This window comes from Pseudomonas sp. ChxA (assembly GCF_030263855.1).
Taxonomy (GTDB): Bacteria; Pseudomonadota; Gammaproteobacteria; order Pseudomonadales; family Pseudomonadaceae; genus Aquipseudomonas; species Aquipseudomonas fluorescens_CB.
Window position 1 is genome coordinate 1365217 of record NZ_JARPMK010000001.1, and the last position, 20258, is coordinate 1385474.

Sequence of the window (20258 nt, forward strand, 5' to 3'; positions counted from 1 at the left end):
GAAGCTTCCTGTTCCGTGAAATAGCGGGCTATGAAAGACTAGTGGTCGTTGTCACAGTTCACTAAATAATTTGCGCGAAGCCCTGTGCTGCGCTGCTTGAGTGCCCATGCCCGCCATTGACCACACCCTGATCGACCGCTTCCTCGACGCCCTGTGGCTGGAAAAAGGCCTGTCGGATAACACCCGCCAGGCCTATCGCAGTGACTTGGCTTTGTTCAACGGCTGGTTGCAGGACAAAAACCTTGAACTGATCAATGCCGGCCGTGAGTTGATCCTCGATCACCTGGCCTGGCGCCTGGAGCAGAACTACAAGCCGCGTTCCACGGCGCGATTTCTCTCGGGCGTGCGTGGGTTTTATCGCTATTTGCTGCGGGAAAAGCTGATAGCCGTCGACCCGACCCTACAAATCGATATGCCCCAGCTCGGTAGGCCATTGCCTAAATCCTTGTCGGAAGCTGACGTAGATGCCTTGCTCGCCGCCCCCGATCTGAGCGAAGCCATCGGCCAGCGCGACCGCGCCATGCTTGAGGTTTTGTATGCCTGCGGCCTGCGCGTGACCGAGCTGATCAGCCTGACCCTGGAGCAAGTCAACCTGCGCCAGGGCGTGCTGCGCGTGATGGGCAAAGGCAGCAAGGAGCGGCTGGTGCCGATGGGCGAGGAGGCGATTGTGTGGGTGGAGCGCTATATGCGTGACGCCCGCAATGAGCTGCTCGGCGGGCGGCCCAGCGATGTGCTGTTCCCCAGCCTGCGCGGCGAGCAGATGACCCGCCAGACCTTCTGGCACCGTATCAAGCACCAGGCCAAGGTCGCCGGGATCGGCAAGGCGTTGTCGCCGCATACCTTGCGCCATGCGTTCGCCACGCATTTGCTCAACCACGGCGCGGATTTGCGCGTGGTGCAAATGCTGCTGGGGCACAGCGACTTATCCACCACTCAGATCTATACCCACGTGGCGCGCGCACGCTTGCAGGAGATGCACGCCAAGCACCACCCACGCGGTTGAAAGCCGCCAATTTGTGCCGCCACGGGCTGCCCTGGCGCCCAACTGTGGTAGGCTTTGCCGGTTAGCAAAGGGGACGGCCACTGCCCGCGTTTCCAAGCGGTGTTCCACAGCCGTCCCTGCATCTGCCTTCAGGAGTTCCCATGCGCTTGACCCAGATTATTGCCGCCGCAGCGATTGCGTTGGTTTCCACCTTTGTTGTCGCCGATGACGCCGCCGAACAAACCATTCGCAAGAGTTTGGCGGACCTGAAGCTCGACACCCCGATCGAAAGCATCAGCGCCAGCCCTATGGCCGGCCTATATGAAGTCAAGCTCAAGGGCAGCCGTGTGCTGTACGCCAGTGCCGATGGCCAGTACATCGTGCAGGGCTACCTGTTCCAGCTTAAAGACGGCAAGCCGGTCAACCTGACCGAAAAAGCCGAGCGCCTGGGCGTGTCCAAGCTGATCAACGGCATTCCGGTGGCTGAAACCGTGGTTTACCCCGCCATTGGCGAGACCAAGACCCATATCACCGTGTTCACCGACACCACGTGCCCGTACTGCCATAAGCTGCACGCCGAAGTGCCTGCGCTGAACAAGGCCGGTATCGAAGTGCGCTACGTCGCGTTCCCGCGCCAGGGCCTGGGTTCGCCAGGTGACGAGCAACTGCAAGCCGTATGGTGTTCGGCCGACAAGAAAGCGGCCATGGACAAAATGGTCGATGGCAAGGAAATCAAGGCGGCCAAATGTGCCAACCCGGTTTCCAAGCAGTTCGCCCTCGGCCAGTCGATTGGCGTGAACGGTACACCGGCCATCGTTTTGGCTGACGGCCAAGTGATTCCGGGCTACCAGCCGGCGCCACAAGTTGCCAAACTGGCGCTCAGTGCCAAGTAAACCAGCATCGTCGAACCTTTGACGATCATGGCCCGCCGACCGATCGACGGGCCATCAAATTGAAAGCCGCAGTTGTGCGGCTGTTTTCCACGGCCGACCTAGCGTCGGCCGTTTCATGGGGAGTTCTTCAGTGAAACCGGTCAAAGTAGGCATCTGTGGGTTAGGGACCGTCGGTGGCGGCACCTTCAACGTACTTCAGCGTAATGCTGAAGAAATTTCCCGCCGTGCAGGGCGTGGGATTGAAGTGGCGCAAATTGCCACGCGTACGCCAAAGCCTCAGTTCCAAACGACCGGTATTGCGATTACCAACGATGTCTTCGCCGTCGCCACCAACCCTGAAATTGATATCGTCATCGAGCTGGTCGGCGGCTATACCGTAGCCCGCGACCTGGTGCTGCTGGCCATCGAGAATGGCAAGCACGTGGTCACCGCCAACAAGGCGCTGATCGCCGTACACGGCAACGAGATCTTCGCCAAGGCGCGTGAAAAGGGCGTGATCGTCGCGTTCGAAGCCGCCGTGGCCGGTGGCATTCCGGTGATCAAGGCGATCCGTGAAGGCCTGTCCGCCAACCGTATCAACTGGGTGGCCGGCATCATCAACGGCACCGGCAACTTCATCCTCACCGAAATGCGCGAGAAGGGCCGCACCTTCGAAGACGTGCTGGCCGAAGCCCAAGCCTTGGGTTACGCCGAAGCCGACCCGACCTTCGACGTAGAAGGCATCGACGCGGCGCACAAGCTGACCATTTTGGCGTCCATCGCTTTTGGTATCCCGCTGCAGTTCGACAAGGCCTACACCGAAGGCATCACTAAGCTGACCACTGCCGACGTGAACTACGCCGAAGCCCTGGGCTACCGCATCAAGCACCTTGGTGTGGCGCGCAGCACCCCGGCGGGTATCGAGTTGCGTGTACACCCGACGCTGATCCCGGCGGACCGCCTGATCGCCAACGTCAATGGCGTGATGAACGCCGTGATGGTCAACGGTGACGCCGCCGGCTCCACCCTGTTCTACGGCGCCGGCGCCGGCATGGAGCCGACTGCTTCGTCGGTGATTGCCGACCTGGTGGACGTGGTTCGCGCCATGACCAGCGACCCGGAAAACCGCGTACCGCACCTGGCCTTCCAACCGGATTCGCTGTCGGCGCACCCGATCCTGCCGATCGAAGCCTGCGAAAGCGCTTACTACCTGCGTATCCAGGCCAAGGACCATCCAGGCGTGTTGGCCCAGGTGGCCAGCATCCTCTCGGAGCGCGGCATCAACATCGAGTCGATCATGCAGAAGGAAGTCGAGGAACAAGACGGCCTGGTGCCGATGATCCTGCTGACCCACCGTGTGCTCGAGCAGCACATCAACGATGCCATTGCCGCGCTTGAAGCGTTGCAGGGCGTGGTTGGGCCGGTGGTGCGCATCCGTGTTGAACACCTGAACTAATCGTTTAGCGGCAAGGGCCCCACACGTTCGGCGGCCCTTGTTCAGAATGCTCTAGAGGAGCCAGTCATGCGTTATATCAGCACCCGCGGCCAGGCACCGGCCCTGAACTTCGAAGACGTTTTGCTCGCCGGCCTTGCCACTGACGGCGGCCTGTACGTGCCGGAAAACCTGCCACGTTTCACTCAGGAAGAGATCGCCTCGTGGGCCGGCCTGCCGTACCACGAACTGGCGTTCCGGGTGATGCGCCCGTTTGTTACCGGCAGCATCCCCGATGCGGATTTCAAAAAGATTCTGGAAGAAACGTATGGCGTGTTTTCCCACAGCGCCATCGCACCACTGCGTCAGTTGAATGGCAACGAATGGGTATTGGAGTTGTTCCACGGCCCGACCCTGGCGTTCAAGGACTTCGCCCTGCAACTGCTCGGTCGCCTGCTCGATTACGTGCTGCAAAAACGCGGTGAGCGCGTAGTCATCATCGGTGCTACCTCCGGCGATACCGGCTCGGCGGCCATCGAAGGTTGCAAGCACTGCGAAAACGTCGACATCTTCATCTTGCACCCGCACAAGCGCGTGTCGGAGGTGCAGCGTCGCCAGATGACCACCATTTTCGGTGAGAACATCCACAACATCGCCATCGAAGGCAACTTCGATGACTGCCAGGAAATGGTCAAGAACAGCTTCGCTGACCAGAGCTTCCTCAAAGGTACGCGTCTGGTGGCGGTGAACTCGATCAACTGGGCGCGGATCATGGCCCAGATCGTCTACTACTTCCACGCTTCCCTGCAGTTGGGCGGCCCGGCGCGTTCGGTGTCGTTCTCGGTGCCGACCGGCAACTTTGGTGACATCTTCGCCGGTTACCTGGCGCGCAACATGGGCCTGCCGATCAACCAGTTGATCGTCGCCACCAACCGCAACGACATCCTGCACCGCTTCATGAGCGGCAACCAGTACGTCAAGGAAACCCTGCACGCCACGCTGTCGCCGTCGATGGACATCATGGTCTCGTCGAACTTCGAACGCCTGTTGTTCGACATGCACGGTCGCAACGGCGCAGCCATTGCCGGTTTGATGGACACCTTCAAGAGCGGCGGTGGTTTCAGCGTTGATGAAGAGCGCTGGACCGAAACCCGCAAGTTGTTCGACTCCCTGGCTGTGGACGATGCGCAAACCTGCGAAACCATCGCCGAAGTCTATGCGCAGACCGGCGAACTGCTCGACCCGCACACCGCCATCGGTGTGAAGGCCGCACGCGAATGCCGTCGCAGCCTGGACATCCCGATGGTGATTCTGGGCACCGCCCACCCGGTCAAATTCCCGGAAGCGGTGGAGAAGGCCGGCGTTGGCAAGGCACTGGAATTACCGCAGCACTTGGCTGACCTGTTCGAGCGCGAAGAGCGCTGCACCGTGCTGGCCAATGACCTGAAAACCGTGCAGGCGTTTGTCAGCCAGCATGGCAATCGCGGCAAGCCACTCTGATTCATCAATAGCTGCGTGGCAGAAAAAGCCCGTCTTCGTGACGGGCTTTTTCATTCCGGCGAGCCATACTTGCGCAGGCGCTGGATCCGCACACTCAAGGAAACCCAATCGGTGCATGCAGTAATCCAATGGATGGTGCGTTTGGCATGTGTGCTCTTGCTTGGCCAAGTGCCAATGGGCCTGGCCGCCGTCAGCTTGCCTTTCAAACTGGTACCGGCGTTTATCCCGCTGGAGCCGTTGCCGCTGGCGCCGGCGCAGCAGCAGTGGCTGGCAGCCCATCGGACCTTGAAGGTGGGGATTTCCATTGATGACTATCAGCCGATTGATATCACCCGCGACCGCAATCGCTACCAGGGCATCAGTGCCGATTACCTGAGCCTGGTCGGTGCGCGCCTGGGTGTGTCGATGCAGGTGCTGGGTTTTGCCGAGCGCGCCCAGGCAGTCGAAGCATTACGCAGCGGCGCTATCGACATTCTCACCAGCGCCAATGGCTATGAGCGCGATGTACCCGGTTTGCAGTTTACCCGCGACTACATGCCCGACCGTTCGGTTGTAGTACAGCGTCGCGACGATAGCCAGGGCGACGACCTGACCGGCAAGAAGCTGGTGTTGCTCGACGGCTATGCCAGCGTCAAGAACGTGCATGCCGCTTACCCAGGCAGCCACATCATGCTTGCGCCCAACCTTTACAGCGGGCTGGAGGCGCTCAAGCAGGGCGACGCCGATGCGTTTATCGGCAACGAAGTCATCGTGCGCGCCTACAAGTCGCTGCGGCCTTACCTGGGCTTGCAGATTAAAGAAGAAAGCCGCTTGCCCCCGATCGGCTTCGCGTTTGCCACCCGCCAGGCCGACCCCTTGCTTGGCACCCTGCTGGACAGCGCGCTGGCGAGCATCGATGAGTCGGTGCAGCGCGAAATTCTCGCGCGCTGGACCACCGGGTTGGGAGTCGGTTTTGGCGTTGAGCGCATTGCGCTGTCGGCCTCGGAGCGGGCGTGGGTGTTGCAACACCCGCATGTGGTGGTGGCGGCCCAGCAAATGTCGCCTTACGTGTTCAGGGACAAGGACGACCGTTGGGTGGGCTTGAACGTTGACCTGCTCAACCGGATTTCGCGCATGACCGGTTTGCAGTTTGTCTTCGAGGAGGCGCATTCCACTGCGCAAACCCTGAGCTGGCTGGAAACGGGCAGGGCGGACATGAACACCACCTTGGCCGAGAATCAGGAGCGCCAGGCGCTGCTCAACTTCAGCCACAGCTTCGGTGGCTCTGGCTGGGTGTTTGTCGAGCCTGCCGATGCGCCGCCGCTGAGCGGCCTGGATCAATTGGCCGGCAAGGTGCTGGTGCTGCCGGCGCGGCATGTGTTGGAACCCTACATTCGCCAGGCGTACCCGCAGATCAACCTGCGGTTGGTCACTGATTACACCCAGGCCCGTGACAGAGTAAGACGCGGCGAAGCGGCCGCCACGCTGCAGACCGAAGTGGAAGTGCAGAGTTACCCACAGGATGGCCTGCGCATTGGCCGCAGCGTCGATGGCAAGTGGTCGGCCAATAGCCTGTCGGTGCGCAAAGACCAGCCTGAACTGCTGAGCATTCTGAACAAGGCGCTGGAAGCCTTGCCGGTCGCCGAGTTGAGCGCCTTGCGCCTGCGCTGGATCGGCGCGGTGGCGATTCCCGTACCGGCTTGGCAGCGTGTCCCCGCCTGGGCTTACTGGACGGTGGCCATGGCGATCCTGTTTGTGCTGGTGTCGCTGGTGTGGAACAGCCGGCTCAAGCGCCAGATCCGCCAGCGGCTGGAGGCTGAACGTCGGCTCAACGACCAGTTGGCTTTCAAGCGTGCCTTGCTCGACGGCATGCCCAACCCGCTGTTTGTGCGCGACCTGGCCGGGCGTCTGGTGACCTGCAACAAAAGTTATGAACAGCAGTTGGCAACTCGCCTTGAGAAGATCCAGGGCCTGACCTTGATGGAAAGCGCGGTGATGCCCGAACTCACCGCCGCGCGCCTGCACGCAGGCCATATGGTGCAACTGGCCACGCAACAACCGTTGTTTGTCGACCGGCAACTGGAGTTCAACGGCGGCAGCGTGCATGTGTACCAATGGACTGTGCCGTTCTATGACGCCGAGAACCGTTTGCGGGGGTTGCTGGGTGGCTGGATCGACATCAACGAGCGCAAGGTCCTGGAGCATCAATTGATGGACGCGCGTCAGGCCGCCGACGAAGCGAACTACGCCAAAAGTGCGTTTCTCTCCACTCTGAGCCACGAGATTCGTACACCGATGAACGCCATCATCGGCTTGCTCGAACTGGAGCAGGAACGCTGCCTGGCAGCCGGCCAGCCGGTGTCCGATGCCTTGCAGGTAGCCCATCGCTCGGCCCGTGAACTGATTGCGTTGATGGGCGACAGCCTGGACCTGGCCAAGATTGAGTCGGGCCATATGCAACTGGCACCGCAATCGACTGAGTTGAAGGGCTTTTTCGAAGGTATCCAGCGCTTGTTCGAAGCCACGGCGCAAAAAAAGGGTCTGCACCTGACCCTGGCGTTTGACCCGGCAGCCCAGGGTTATTACTGGTTCGACCCGCTGCGCTTGCGCCAAGTGATGCACAACCTTTTGGGCAATGCGCTCAAGTTTACTCAGCACGGCGGGGTGCGTATCAGTGTCGATTGCCGGCACGATAAGGCTGGCGCCGAATACCTGCATCTGTGCGTGGAAGACAGCGGTCCGGGGATTGGGGCGGATCAGCAAGCGAGGATGTTCAAGCCGTTTGTGCAGATGAGCGCCTCGACCGCAGCCGAGCATGGCGGCACTGGCCTGGGTTTGAGTATCTGCCAACAGTTGGCGGAGTTGATGGGCGGTAGCATTCACCTCAACAGTGTCGTGGGCGCAGGGACGGTGGTGTGCATCGACCTGCACCTGGCGCGGATCAGCACTGACGATGTACCGGCACCTGTGGGTGTTGCATTGCCGCCTGCCGCTGGCAGCCTGTCGGTGCTGGTGGTCGATGACCTGGCGGCCAACCGTCTGGTGTTGGTGCAGCAGTTGGAGTTCCTCGGCCATCAAGTGGTCGCCGTCGACTCAGCGCAAGGCGCGTTGCAGGCGTGGTCGCAGCAACGCTTTGACGTGCTGGTCACCGATTGCCAGATGCCGGGCATGTCCGGCTATGAGCTGAGCCAGGCGATCCGACGGATGGAAGCCAGTGAGCAGTTACCGCGTTGCGCAGTGATCGGTTGCACCGCAAATGCCATGCAGGATGAACAACAGCGTGGTAGGGACGCCGGCATGGATGAGCTGTTGGTCAAGCCGATCACGTTGCAGCGCTGGGCTCAGGTGCTGGCAGAACGGGCGGCGCCACGCTCTTTTGATATCCAGACCCTGCGCACCATGACCCAGGCTGAAGGGCCGGTGCTGCAGAGCATGCTGCAAGAGTTGGCCAGGAGCCTGGACCGCGAGCATGAAGTGATGGGGTTGGCCTTGGGCGAGCAAGACATGGCGCGCCTGAATGCGTCGTTGCATCGGCTCAAGGGTATTTGCTCGCTGGTGGATGCGCTGCCGCTGGCCAAGGCGTGCATGGCCTTGGAAAGTTGCGCACGTGAGGCGCGCGGCCGCGAACTTGAGGCGCCGTGGTCAAGGCTGTCCCAGGCGTTGATGGTGTTCCGTCGCGACCTGCAACCCTACCTGGACGCTCGCATTTAGGGTCATGGCTTTCAGCTGTTTGGCTAATCCCCTCCATTCGAGGACGAACCCTTTCACTGTGGCGAGCAGGCTTGCCCTGCGTTGGGCTGCGCAGCAGCCCCAGCCCGCTACGACTGACGCACCGGATAGCCTGAATGGGGGCGGCTTCGCCACCCAACGCAGGGCAAGCCTGCTCGCCACAGGTTGCCTTTTGCCGGTTCCATTTCTCAATTGCCTTACTTGACTGCGTCAGCCCAAAGACCTTGAACGGCATAACGTTTAGGACACGTCCTATGGGGCGCCCGGCAGCTTTTGGTTACTGTGCCGGTCTTTGCCCGCTGCCGACAGAGTTGCCCATGCGTTCCCTCAAAGTGCTGATCCTTGAAGACAACCCGTTTCAACTGATGGCACTGCACCAGATGCTCAATGCCAACGGCGTATTCAACGTGCTCATCGCCGAAACGGTTGAAGCCGCGCGCCAGTCCCTGGACAGTGCCGGCCCGGTCGACATAGCCATCTGTGACCTCTACCTGGAGCAGGGCGATGGCCTGGAGTTGATCCGCGAACTGGCCGAGCGCAGCCTGGCCCAGGTGCTGATCCTGCTCAGCAATGCCGAACCGGACGTGCTCGAAGGCGTGGCTAATATGGCGCGGCAACAGGGGCTGAATGTGTTGGCGTGCTTGCCCAAGCCGGCGTCGGCCAAGCTGATCGGGCAAGTGTTGACGGATTGCCAGGCGCGCTTGCGAGCGGGGCCGCCGGTGACCTCATGGGCGCGGGTGCGTCACCTGCTCGACCTCAGCGAGCGCGAGCCGTTGCCGCCCTCGGCGGACACAAGCCAGGCCAGCATCGCGCGCTGTGGCAGGGTCTGGTATCAGCCTATCGTCAGCCAGGCGGGCGCGCTGCAACGGGTCGAGGCCCTGGCCCGCTGGCAATCGAATGACAATGAGCTGCTGTTGCCTGACGATTTTTTGCCGGTGCTGGAGTTTGCCGGCATGGAAGAGGCCTTTACCTGGCACGTGCTGGAGCAGGCGCTCGGCCTGGCTGGCCAGCTTATGGGCCAGACCGGCCAACTGCTGCCGGTGGCGGTGAATATTCCTGGGCGCATGCTTGAGCGTGCGCACTTTCCCCAAGTACTCCAAGGCCTGCTGCAACTGCATGGCGTGCCGGCCCATGGGCTGACCCTGGAGCTGGTGGAGACCTCACGGTTGAAAACCGACAGTGCCCACCTCACCGGGCTGCTGCGCCTGCGGATGATGGGGTGCAAGTTGTCCATTGGAGATTTCGGCGTCGGTGGCACCAGCCTGCAGAGCCTGTTGGAGTTGCCCTTCACTGAGCTGAAAATCCCCCCGGCGTTTGCCAGTGGCATGGCCGAGGATGATCGCAAGGCCGCTGTGGTGGCGGGGGCCATGAGCATGGCCGCGCACTTGGGCATTGGCGTGGTGGTGACTGGGGTGGAAAGCGCCGCCGATTATCACGCCGTAGGAGAACTGGGCGCAGCCTGGCTGCAAGGCTGTTTTATCGCGCGGCCGATGGAGGTCGAGGCGCTCAAGCAATGGATCGCGTTTCAGGCTATGCCAGCCCGTGTTCCTGCACATAGATAAACAGCGCGGCGTCGTTGCCCAGGCCCAGCTTGCGCATGGCGCTGACCTTGTGCGCGCTGACCGTCTGCTTGCTGCGATGCAGGTGCGCGGCGATCTCGCCCACCGTCAGCCCGGCGGCCAACAGGCGGATCACCTCCAGTTCCCGAGGTGACAGTTGTTGCTGGGACTGCAGGCGGTCGGCGCCGACTTCCCCGGCCAGGCTCAGTGCCTGGCGAATGGCGTGGGCCACATAAGGGCGGCGTTGGCGCACGTGGTCAATCGCTTGCGGTAGCTCATCGGCCAAGCTGGCCTTGCTCAGCAGGCCCATGACGCCCAGTTCCAGGATGGAGTGAAACAAGCCGGCGTTATTGAGCATGGTCACCACCACAATCGGCAGCTCGGGATGGTGCCGGCGCAGTTGTTCTATCAGGCGCAGCCCGTCGGCCTGGGGCTCGGCGGGCATCATGAAGTCGGTTACCAACACATCACAGTCACAGGTTTGCAGCTGTTCAATCAGGGCTTGGGGTGAATTGGCCTCGGCGACGATGCGCACCCGCTCGTCACGCTCCAGCACGGCGCGCAAGCCAATCAGAAAAATCGGGTGGTCGTCGGCGAGGACGATGCGCAGTGGTGCTTCAGACGCGGCTTTCAAGGCAGGCTCCCAGGATAATCCAGGGATTCTAGCCTGTTGGTGGCTGTTTTCTCTCTGTCATCTTCGCCGTGCATGCTCGGTAGACTCGGGCAGGCGACCACACAAAAGGTCGAACTTTCTGCTGCGGGCACGGGTCACTTGAATGTCAGCACCTTAGTGACATTTGTGTTTTTCGAACCTTTTCGAATGATTGAGTGGTGATCGAGATGGAAAGTATCAGCCTATTGCTCGAAGAAGCACTGAGCCCTTATCAGGTTACGTTGACCACCTCGGGTGTGCAGGGCGAGTGCCTGGTGACCGTGAAGAGCCCGGCTGGCGCTATTGTCGTCGAGCGGGAAGTCGATCGCGCGCAATTGACCGATAAGCGCGTGCTGGTGGATGTGGTCGATTGCCTGCTGCGCGACCTGAAAATCGCCGAAGGGCGCCTGGAACCCTCGGTTATCGCCGCCTTGCGCAACGCGGCACAGACTCGCGGCAGCGCGATCGCATGAAGAATTGTTTAATTGGCGAAACTTCCTACTGCATGCCCGGTCAGATTTTTTAACAGCAAGAGCAAACATTGTGCTCCGGTGTTTGTGGCTTGTTGTACTGGTCTTTGTAGGCCACGTTTAACCCCGAAGTGTCTCCCCACTCTTCGGGGTTTCTTTTTGCCTGGGATTTGCCCAGCGCAGGCTCAAGGCTCGGGTGCGTCCAGGAAAAAGCTCGAGTTATCCAACAAATACTGTTCACGCATTGCCGGGTCCAACCACGAGGCGTAGGACTGTTGCACCTGCTCCTGTGGGATCTCGCTCAGCGCCTGATCGATTCGCTGTATGGCCTGGCGACCTTGCGGCGTGTTGGAGCAGCCGATATGCGTGCGCTGGTAAGGCGCTGAACCCTTGATGGGCAGGAACAGCAGGTCCTGGGCCGCAATCCCTTGTTGCTGGGCGTGATAGAGGATTTCCGGCGGGTAGCCCAGCACCGCCTCCAGCCGCCCCAGGCGCTGCATCTGCAACAGGCTGCCCAGGGCGTCATTGCCATAATGCAGGGCCACGGTGTGCGGGTCGGCGTGCTTTAGCTGTTCATCGACGGCGGGGCCGTAGCTGCGTTCGGCCGTGGCGCCGATGCGCGCCTTATGGGCTTTGAGAAAGGCTTGCAGGTCAAACTGACCCTCGACGATATAGGGCGCCATGGCCGCCTGTTGGCTGCGCTGGATCGTCACCCCATTGCTGACCGTCACGAATGCCTGGGCGGAAAACACCACGTATTGGGCGCGCTCCGGCGTCCATAGCAGCGATGGATCACAGGTCAGAGATTGAGCACGCAGCATTTGAATGCCGCGCGCGCGATTGACGTGCATCACTTGATGCCGATAGCCCGGCAGGCGCTCCCTGAGCAGGGGCAGCAGTTGGTCGAGTGCTCCCTGGTTTTTTTGCGGGCCTGCGAAGATGGTCATTGGCGGCAGGTCGCGCAGCAGCCAGGTCAGCGTGTCCTCGGCCCGCGCCGGCAGCGACCAACTGCCGAGCAACGTGCATACAAGCAGCCAGCGGATGTACGGGCGAACCATCAGATTGCGCCATCCTCACGCAAACGGGTGATGGCGGCGGCGTCGTAACCCAGTTCGCTGAGCACTGTGCTGTTGTGCTCACCCAATTGCGGCCCAACCCATTCACAACTGCCTGGCGTCTCGGAGAGCTTGGGCACGATGCCGGGCATCTTGAAGTCCTTGCCTCCTGGCAACTGCGCCTTCAGGAACATTTCCCGCGCCAGAAACTGCGGGTCGCCGAGCATGTCTTCGGCGCTGTAGATACGGCTGGCAGGCACTTCGGCCTTGTTCAACTGCTCGATCACTTGCTCCAGCGGCAGCGAGTTGACCCACCGATCAATCACCCCGTAAATCTCGTCACGGCGGCTGTCACGCCCGTCATTGCTGGCCAGGGCCGGGTCATTGGCCAGGTCGTCGCGACCGATGGCGCCCATGAAGCGCTTGAAGATGGCATCGCCATTGGCGCCGATCTGTACATGCTTGCCGTCGGCACTGGTATGAATCGAAGACGGCGTAATGCCGGGCATGATGTTGCCGGTGCGCTCGCGGATAAACCCGAACACGTCGAACTCCGGGATCATGCTTTCCATCATCGCGAAGATGGCTTCGTACAGCGCCACATCCACCACTTGGCCGAGCCCGCCGTTGACCTCACGGTGACGCAACGCCATCAGCGCGCCGATCACTGCCCACAGGGCCGCGATGGAGTCGCCGATGGAAATCCCGGTGCGCACTGGCGGGCGGTCTTCGAAGCCGGTGATATAGCGCAAACCGCCCATGGACTCGCCCACCGCGCCAAAGCCCGGCTGGTCTTTCATCGGCCCGGTCTGGCCAAAACCGGAGAGACGCACCATCACCAGCTTGGGGTTCAGCGCGTGCAGGGTTTCCCAGCTCAAGCCGAGTTTTTCCAGCACGCCGGGGCGGAAGTTTTCGATCAGGATGTCGGCGTCCGCCAGCAGTTGCTTAAGAATCGCCAGGCCGTCCGGGTGTTTGAGGTTCAGGGTCAGCGACTTTTTATTGCGCGCCTGCACAAACCACCACAACGACGTGCCTTCATACAGCTTGCGCCACTTGCGCAGCGGGTCGCCGCCGTCGGGGGATTCGACCTTGATCACCTCCGCACCGAATTCGGCGCAGATACGTGATGCAAACGGGCCGGCGATCAGTGTGCCCAGTTCGATGACTTTCAGGCCGGCGAGCGGTTTGGCATTAAACGACATGAGGATCCTTAGCGAGCAGGGGCGGTGGTGTGATGCCTTTTAACATAGGCGAGCGGCCCAGGGATAAGCATGATGCAGCGCAGTATTCGTTCAATGGCTGCCCCATCGGTTAGACTGGCCGCCTTTCCCTGTCTTTAGAAGCCCGTTCATGGCCCAGCCGTCCACGACCTACAAATTTGAACTGAACCTCACCGACCTCGATCGCTCGGTGTACGAGAGCGTCAAGCAGACCATCGCCCGCCACCCTTCGGAAACCGAAGAACGCATGACTGTGCGGCTGCTGGCCTACGCCCTTTGGTACAACGAGCAGTTGGCGTTTGGGCGTGGCCTGTCAGATGTAGACGAGCCAGCCCTGTGGGAAAAAAGCCTGGATGATCGGGTTCTGCACTGGATTGAAGTCGGCCAGCCCGACGCCGACCGCCTGACCTGGTGCTCACGCCGCACCGAACGCACCAGTCTGCTGGCTTATGGCAGCCTGCGCGTATGGGAAGGCAAGGTGGTGCCGGTGGCCAATAACCTCAAGAACGTCCACATCGCCGCCGTGCCGCAGGAAGTCCTTGAGACCCTGGCCAAGGACATGCCGCGCGTGATCAAGTGGGACGTGATGATCAGCGAAGGCACCATTTTTGTGACTGATGATCGTGGCCAGCATGAAGTGCAACTGCAATGGCTGGTCGGCGAACGCGGCTAAAAAGTAAAACTGTGAAAAGCTGGCTTCTGTGAAAGCTGGCTTCTGTGGGAGCTGGCTTGCCTGCGATAGCATCACCGCGGTATGTCTGATGGACCGAGGTGCCTGCATCGCAGGCAAGCCAGCTCCCACACAAGCCAGCTACGCAAACAGGTTCCAGCGTTGATCTGTGTTGATTGCTCAATCGTCGTTTAACCGTTGTATCTGAAGAGAAGCTTCCGTTACCCCATGCGTATCGATCCTCGCCCGTTGCCCGCCGTCCTGCCGTTTCTCGGTGAATTGCCACCGCTGTTGACCCGTCTCTACGCCGCACGCGGGGTGCAGTCGGAGGCTGAACTGGACAAGAGCCTGGCGCGGTTGATTCCCTACCAGCAACTCAAGGGCATCGACGCGGCGGTAGACCTGCTGGTGACGGCCCTGGAGCAGCGCCAGCGTATTCTTATCGTCGGTGACTTCGACGCCGATGGCGCCACGGCCAGTACCGTGGGCACCTTGGGCCTGCGTTTGCTGGGGGCGGCGCATGTCGATTATCTGGTGCCTAACCGCTTCGAATATGGCTACGGCCTGACCCCGGAAATCGTCGCTGTGGCGCTGCAACGCGAGCCGCAGCTGCTGATCACCGTGGATAACGGCATCTCCAGCGTTGAAGGCGTGGCGGCGGCGAAAGCCGCCGGGTTGCAGGTATTGGTCACCGACCACCACTTGCCGGGCGATGAATTGCCGGCGGCGGATGCCATCGTCAACCCGAACCAGCCTGGCTGCGAGTTTCCGAGCAAGGCGTTGGCCGGCGTCGGTGTGATCTTCTACGTGCTGATGGCCCTGCGCGCGCGGTTGCGCAGCCTGGGCTGGTACGACAACAAGCCCCAGCCGAACATCGGCGAGCTGCTCGATTTGGTCGCCCTGGGCAGCGTCGCTGACGTGGTGCCGCTGGATGCCAACAACCGCATTCTCGTGCATCAAGGCCTGGAGCGGATTCGTGCCGGGCGTGCGCGGCCGGGGATCAAGGCGATTCTCGAAGTGGCCAAGCGCGATGCGGCGCGTATCACCTCCACCGACCTTGGTTTTATCCTCGGGCCACGCCTCAATGCGGCGGGGCGCCTGGATGATATGAGCCTGGGCATTGAATGCCTGCTCACCAGCGACGTGGCGGCGGCACGGGAAATGGCCGCGCAACTGGACGGCATGAACCAGGACCGCAAATCCATCGAACAAGGCATGCTGCGCGAGGCCCTGGCCCAGCTCAAGGACTTGCCCGTGGAGTCGATGCCTTACGGCTTGTGCCTGTTCGACCCTGAATGGCACCAAGGCGTGATCGGTATTTTGGCCTCGCGGATGAAAGAGCGGTATTTCCGCCCGACCATCGCCTTTGCCGATGCCGGTGATGGCCTGCTCAAGGGCTCAGGGCGCTCTGTGCAGGGTTTTCATATCCGTGATGCCCTGGCGGTGGTCGCCAGCCAGCATCCCAACCTGATCGCCAAATACGGCGGCCACGCCATGGCGGCCGGCCTGACCTTGCGTGAGGAAAATTTCCCACTGTTTGCCGAAGCCTTTGATGCCGAAGTGCGCCGGCAACTGCGTGAGGAAGACCTCACTGGTCGCCTGCTGACCGACGGCACGTTGGCGGTGGAAGAGTTTCACCTGGAACTGGCACGTGCCCTGCGACATGCCGGGCCATGGGGCCAGCACTTTCCCGAGCCGTTGTTTCACGGGGTGTTTCAGTTGGTGGAACAGCGTGTGGTTGGCGAGCGGCACCTTAAAGTGGTGCTCAAGAGCGAGTGCGGGTCAGTGAAGCTCGACGGCATTGCGTTTGGCGTGGACCGTGAGGTGTGGCCGAACCCGACAGTGCGTTGGGTGGAGTTGGCCTACAAGCTGGATGTGAACGAGTTTCGTGGCAATGAGACTGTGCAGTTGATGATTGCGCATATCGAACCGCGCTGAATCTGAGCCACACCACAAAACAACTGTGGGAGCTGGCTTGTTGTGGGAGCTGGCTTGCCTGCGATGCGCACGCCTCGGTCTATCAGACAGACCGAGGTGATGCTATCGCAGGCAAGCCAGCTCCCACACAAGCCCGCTCCCACATTTTTACTCCGCGAACAGGTCGGATTACTCAGCTTTGTCTTTAGCCTGGTGCTTCACAATGATATCCACCAAGCGCTGAGCCAGCGCCGGGTAGTTCTCATCAAAGTGATGCCCGCCTGGCAGCTTCACCGCCTCGCCCACCGCAGTGGTGTCGGTGCAGCCACTCTCGTTGACTTCTTCAGCACCGTAGATGCACACCACTTTGTCCGCCGGCAGCTTGGCCATTTCCGGGCCGGTGGCGGCTTCTTTGCCGGCATTGCCCAGCCAGCCTTCCACTTCGATTTCAAAGCTGCCGGTGCGTGCGAATGCGAGCAGGATAATCGCGTCGACACGCTGCTGTTCGCTTTCCGGCATGCGGTTGTAGATCGCTGGCAACACGTCGGCACCGAACGAATAGCCGGTCAGTACGAAGCGCTTGGTGCCCCACTTCTGACGGTAGTGCTGCATCAGCTCAGTGAGGTCTTTGGCGCTTTGTTCCGGGGTCTTGTGCTGCCAGTAGTAGCGCAGGGTGTCGATGCCGACCACCGGGTAGCCGATCTTGGCCATTTCACCGGCCACATCGCGGTCCAGGTCACGCCAGCCGCCGTCACCGGAGAGGAACAGGGTAACGGTGTCTTTGGCTTGGCCAGCCGGTACTTCGACCACGGGAATCGCCAGGCCGCCGTTATCCGAACCGACCAATTGCTTGCGCAGTTCGTTGTTCAGCACTTGCGGGTAGTGGATGTCGTAGTCGCTGATGCTGGTAGTCGCGCGCGGTGTATCGCGTACGAAACTGGCGCTTTCATCGTCAGGGTTATCGTTCCACGCCACCAGCCAGTTGCCATGGGCGGAGGTTTTCGGCAGTGGGTCCTTGCAACCTTCCTGCACCAGCGCAAAACCGACGGAGATGGCGTTGGCCTTGTCGTCGTTCTGAGTGGCCAGCCAGCGCCAGGCGAGTGCGGCGCCAGGGCCGATGCCGCTGACCAGCGTCGCCGGGCCTTTAAGCTGGGCCAGGGCGCTTTGCAGGGCTTGTTCCTGCAGCTTGCAGTCATCTTTTGGCAGGATCACTTGCACGATCTGCGCAGAGCCGCCCTGGCTCAGGGCAATCAGCTGGCTGTCGCTCAACGTTTCGTCGGCCATTACAGCCACGGCCACGCGGGCCTTGGCCGAGCCATTAGGGGTCACACGGGTCATCACCGAACCGTCGGCCTGGGGCAGTTGTTCCAGGGTCGGTTGCGGGGCAGGGCGGTTCCAGTACCAAAAGCCACCCGCCGCGATCAGCGCGAGCAGCACTACTAAGGCCAATACATACCGCCAGGAGCGTCGAATCATCAGCGTTTCACCAATCCAGTCAAGCCGCCCGCAATCAGGGCGGCGGTATCGGCCAGTGCCACCAGCGGATCAAGTCCTGCGGGCACGGCCATATAACGGGGTTCCCAGTCAGGCTGGAACTTGTCTTTGAAGCGGCGCAAACCTTGGAAGTTATACAACTGCTCGCCACGGCGGAACACCATCGAGCCCAGGCGTTGGGTCAGCGGTGCACCACGGCGCGGTTGCAGGCCCGACAACGGCACCATACCGAGGCTGAAGCGGGCGTAGTCATGGTTCTTATAATGTTGAATCAGGCCAACCATCATGAATTCCATGGTCAGCTTCGGCGCGTCCGGGTGCGCACGCATCAGGTCGAGACTGGCCAGGTCATGGTTGTAGGTCTCGAGCAGGTTGGCGAAGGCCACCGGGCGCCCTTCGAAGCGAATGATCGCGATGCGAAAGTGCTTGAGGTAGTCGTCGCTGAAACGTCCGAGGGAGAAGCCTTTTTCCCGCACGTTCTTGCCGGTCAGCCAGGCATCGGAGATGACTTTGAGCTCATCCATCGGCGCCTGGCCCGGGTCGCAGATCTCCAGGGACAGGCCGTCCCGGGTGCCACGGTTCCAGGTGTAGCGCAGGTCCTTCATCTCTTTGCCCTTGGCTTCCAGGTCAAAGCGTTTGAGGTCGACGCGGGCTTCTTCGCCCAGCTTGATCGCGGTGAGGCCAATGTCCATGTAGTACGGCAGGTTCTCGGCGCGTACTTGATAGAAGACTGGGCGCGCGTGATGGATATCGCACAGGTCGCGGAACTGCCAGATCATCTCCGCGCGGGGCTGAGTCGGGCCGATCGGGTCGTACAGGGCCACCAGGCTGCGCCCACGACGGGCGTACATCAGGAAGGCTTCATCGTTGGGGTGGAACAGCAACGCCTTGTCGCCGGTCAGCGCAAGGCCGCCGTCGGGTTGCGAGGAGGCCATCAGGATCTTGGTAGCACGCTCCAGTTCATCCGGCGTCGGCAAGTGAATGACCGGGCGTGCGGTGCGCAACAGCCAGGTCAACGACACGATCACCAGCAACACCGCCGCACCCAGCAACGAACGCAGGCCTCGTGGGGCGTTGGCGTCCAGGGTGAACTGCCACCACAGCTGATGGCTGTACGGCACGTCTTGATAGGCAAACAGCAGCAGCCAGATCGAGGCGCCCAGCACGCAGACGCTGGCCACCAGGTACAGCGGCGAGAACGGTAGTTCAGTCAGGCGGCTGGCGCGGTAAAACGAGCGACGGAAGATCGCCAGCAGCACCGCCGTCATGATCATCAGGCTGGCTTCTTCCCAGTCGAAGCCTTTGAGCAGCGAGAGCAGGGCGCCGGTCAGCAGCAACACCATGGTCAGCATCCAGGCCGCCGACAAGCGTCGACGCAGGCCTTGGGCGAGCAGCAGGCACAACACGCCGATCAGGCTGGCACCGAAGTGCGAGGCATCAATCAGGCGGTGGGGAATCAGGAAGCCGATGTTTTCCAGGCGTGAGTCGATTTCCGGCGTGGCGCCGGAAAACAGCAGGACCACGCCGGACAAAAAAACCAGTACGGCCAGCACCGGCGCCGCCAGGCCCGATGCAACCCGCAGGCTTTGCTGGGTCTGGAACAGGCGCTGGGCTTCATTGACCAGCAGAAAGATACAGGCGATCAGCAGTGGCAGCACCACGTAGATCATCCGGTACAACAGCAGGGCGGCGGCCAATGGCGCGGCGCCGAGTTTGTCGGCAAACGCGGCCAGCAGAATTGCCTCGAACACGCCCACGCCACCCGGCACATGGCTGAGTACACCGGCAGCCAGGGCCAGCAGGTACACCAGCAGGAACGGGCCGAACGGCGGCGCTTCCGGCAGCAGCATATAAAGGACGGTGGCGGCAGCGGCCACATCCAGTGCGGTAATGATCAGTTGCAGGAAGGTCAGGCGGCGGCCAGGCAGGCGTAGCGTGCGGCGCCCGGCCTTGACCAGCAGGTTGTCCGGGTAAGGTTGTTCCGGCAGGCGACGGCGATAAATACCGATGCACAGCGCGACCGACAACAGCAATACCGCGCCGGCAATGCCACCGAGAACACCCTGGGACAAATGCAGGTAGGTCGAGGCCGCCGGCAAGTTGCTCAAGGTGGCCAGTGCCGCCAGTGGCGGCAGGGCAGTGCCCAGGGCCAGGCTGGCAAATACGGTCATGTGCGCCACTTCCGAGGCACCGATGCCATGGCGTGCATATAAACGGTAACGTACCGAGCCACCCGAAAGCATCGACAGGCCAATGGCATTGCCGATGGCAAAGGCGGTGAAGCCACCCATGGCCAGGGTCTTGGCCGGCAGCTTCACGCCGGCATAACGCGCGCCGGAGAATTCATAGCCCAATAGAATGATGAAACCTGCGACCGCGGCGGCAAATGCGCCCAGCAAGGCCGGCTTGGGCACTTCCAGGATCGAGTCGTGGAGCGCGTAAAGGTCCAGTTCCAGCAGCAGGTGTCGGCAGGCAATCAGAGCGATAGCGAACAGCAACAGGGTGACGGCCAGCCCAATGGGTTGACGGTATTTGCTCAACAGATCCAGCCAACGCAAACGGGTGGGAGTGATCGGTTGTTCCGCTGTGACGGTGTCTTGTGGTTCAGACGAGTTGGCGCGCATCAATCACCTCGTGGATTGTGCGCGACAGGATGGAGGTATCCAGCCAAGTTACCAATCCCTATGGACAAAATAATTACAAATATTAACGCTTATCGCCGGGTGC

At 61.3% G+C, this 20258-nt stretch carries 14 protein-coding genes; 9 read left to right on the plus strand and 5 right to left on the minus strand.

What is annotated here, in order from left to right; translation table 11 throughout:
- Positions 1–106 precede the first annotated feature (106 nt).
- The 6 genes from xerD to P5706_RS06085 all read left to right on the plus strand — a co-directional run bounded on the left by xerD (position 107) and on the right by P5706_RS06085 (position 10056).
- Positions 107–1003, plus strand: coding sequence for a site-specific tyrosine recombinase XerD (gene xerD / locus P5706_RS06060; protein WP_285678769.1), 897 nt, complete (start codon positions 107–109; stop codon positions 1001–1003).
- Positions 1004–1143: 140 nt separating this feature from the next.
- Positions 1144–1875 carry a thioredoxin fold domain-containing protein gene (locus tag P5706_RS06065; protein WP_200432830.1) on the plus strand — a complete coding sequence of 244 codons (732 nt, stop codon included), beginning with the start codon at positions 1144–1146 and terminating at the stop codon, positions 1873–1875.
- A 130-nt stretch (positions 1876–2005) separates the two neighbouring features.
- Positions 2006–3310, plus strand: coding sequence for a homoserine dehydrogenase (locus P5706_RS06070; RefSeq protein ID WP_056858691.1), 1305 nt, complete (start codon positions 2006–2008; stop codon positions 3308–3310).
- Between the two features lie 66 nt (positions 3311–3376).
- The gene (thrC, locus tag P5706_RS06075) at positions 3377–4786 is read left to right on the plus strand and encodes a threonine synthase (RefSeq protein WP_200432829.1); all 1410 of its coding nucleotides are present in this window, start codon (positions 3377–3379) and stop codon (positions 4784–4786) included.
- Positions 4787–4897: 111 nt separating this feature from the next.
- On the plus strand, positions 4898–8476 hold the full coding sequence (locus tag P5706_RS06080; RefSeq protein WP_285678770.1) for a transporter substrate-binding domain-containing protein: 3579 nt from the start codon (positions 4898–4900) through the stop codon (positions 8474–8476).
- Positions 8477–8811: 335 nt separating this feature from the next.
- Entirely contained in the window at positions 8812–10056 is a 1245-nt protein-coding gene (locus P5706_RS06085) for an EAL domain-containing response regulator (RefSeq protein ID WP_200432827.1), read from the plus strand.
- On the opposite strand, the gene P5706_RS06090 is transcribed toward P5706_RS06085, so the two are convergent.
- Positions 10025–10687, minus strand: a complete 663-nt coding sequence (locus tag P5706_RS06090) for a response regulator (RefSeq protein ID WP_200432826.1) — start codon at positions 10685–10687, stop codon at positions 10025–10027. The two genes, P5706_RS06085 and P5706_RS06090, sit on opposite strands and share 32 nt — an antisense overlap.
- 206 nt (positions 10688–10893) lie before the next feature.
- Between P5706_RS06090 and P5706_RS06095 the strand changes: the two genes are divergently transcribed.
- Positions 10894–11178 (plus strand): DUF3509 domain-containing protein, encoded by a 285-nt coding sequence (locus P5706_RS06095; protein ID WP_200432825.1) that lies wholly within the window; start codon positions 10894–10896, stop codon positions 11176–11178.
- A gap of 182 nt (positions 11179–11360) precedes the next feature.
- Here P5706_RS06095 and P5706_RS06100 read toward each other — a convergent pair whose 3' ends face one another.
- Together P5706_RS06100 and P5706_RS06105 are read right to left on the minus strand one after the other, a co-directional pair.
- Positions 11361–12233: a TIGR02285 family protein gene (locus P5706_RS06100; RefSeq protein WP_285678771.1), complete on the minus strand. Its 873-nt coding sequence runs from the start codon at positions 12231–12233 to the stop codon at positions 11361–11363.
- Positions 12233–13432 carry a CaiB/BaiF CoA transferase family protein gene (locus tag P5706_RS06105; RefSeq protein WP_285678772.1) on the minus strand — a complete coding sequence of 400 codons (1200 nt, stop codon included), beginning with the start codon at positions 13430–13432 and terminating at the stop codon, positions 12233–12235. The genes P5706_RS06100 and P5706_RS06105 overlap by 1 nt, the downstream gene beginning before the upstream one ends.
- 148 nt (positions 13433–13580) lie before the next feature.
- Between P5706_RS06105 and P5706_RS06110 the strand changes: the two genes are divergently transcribed.
- Positions 13581–14123 carry a YaeQ family protein gene (locus tag P5706_RS06110; protein ID WP_003193952.1) on the plus strand — a complete coding sequence of 181 codons (543 nt, stop codon included), beginning with the start codon at positions 13581–13583 and terminating at the stop codon, positions 14121–14123.
- A 225-nt stretch (positions 14124–14348) separates the two neighbouring features.
- A complete protein-coding gene (recJ, locus tag P5706_RS06115; RefSeq protein ID WP_285678773.1) occupies positions 14349–16058 on the plus strand; it encodes a single-stranded-DNA-specific exonuclease RecJ in 1710 nt (569 codons plus the stop codon).
- 168 nt (positions 16059–16226) lie between these two features.
- Here the strand turns inward: recJ and P5706_RS06120 are convergent, their stop codons facing one another.
- Together P5706_RS06120 and mprF are read right to left on the minus strand one after the other, a co-directional pair.
- Positions 16227–17513 (minus strand): virulence factor family protein, encoded by a 1287-nt coding sequence (locus P5706_RS06120; protein WP_056858686.1) that lies wholly within the window; start codon positions 17511–17513, stop codon positions 16227–16229.
- Positions 17513–20155 carry a bifunctional lysylphosphatidylglycerol flippase/synthetase MprF gene (gene mprF, locus P5706_RS06125; RefSeq protein ID WP_285678774.1) on the minus strand — a complete coding sequence of 881 codons (2643 nt, stop codon included), beginning with the start codon at positions 20153–20155 and terminating at the stop codon, positions 17513–17515. The genes P5706_RS06120 and mprF overlap by 1 nt, the downstream gene beginning before the upstream one ends.
- Between the last annotated feature and the right edge of the window lie 103 nt (positions 20156–20258).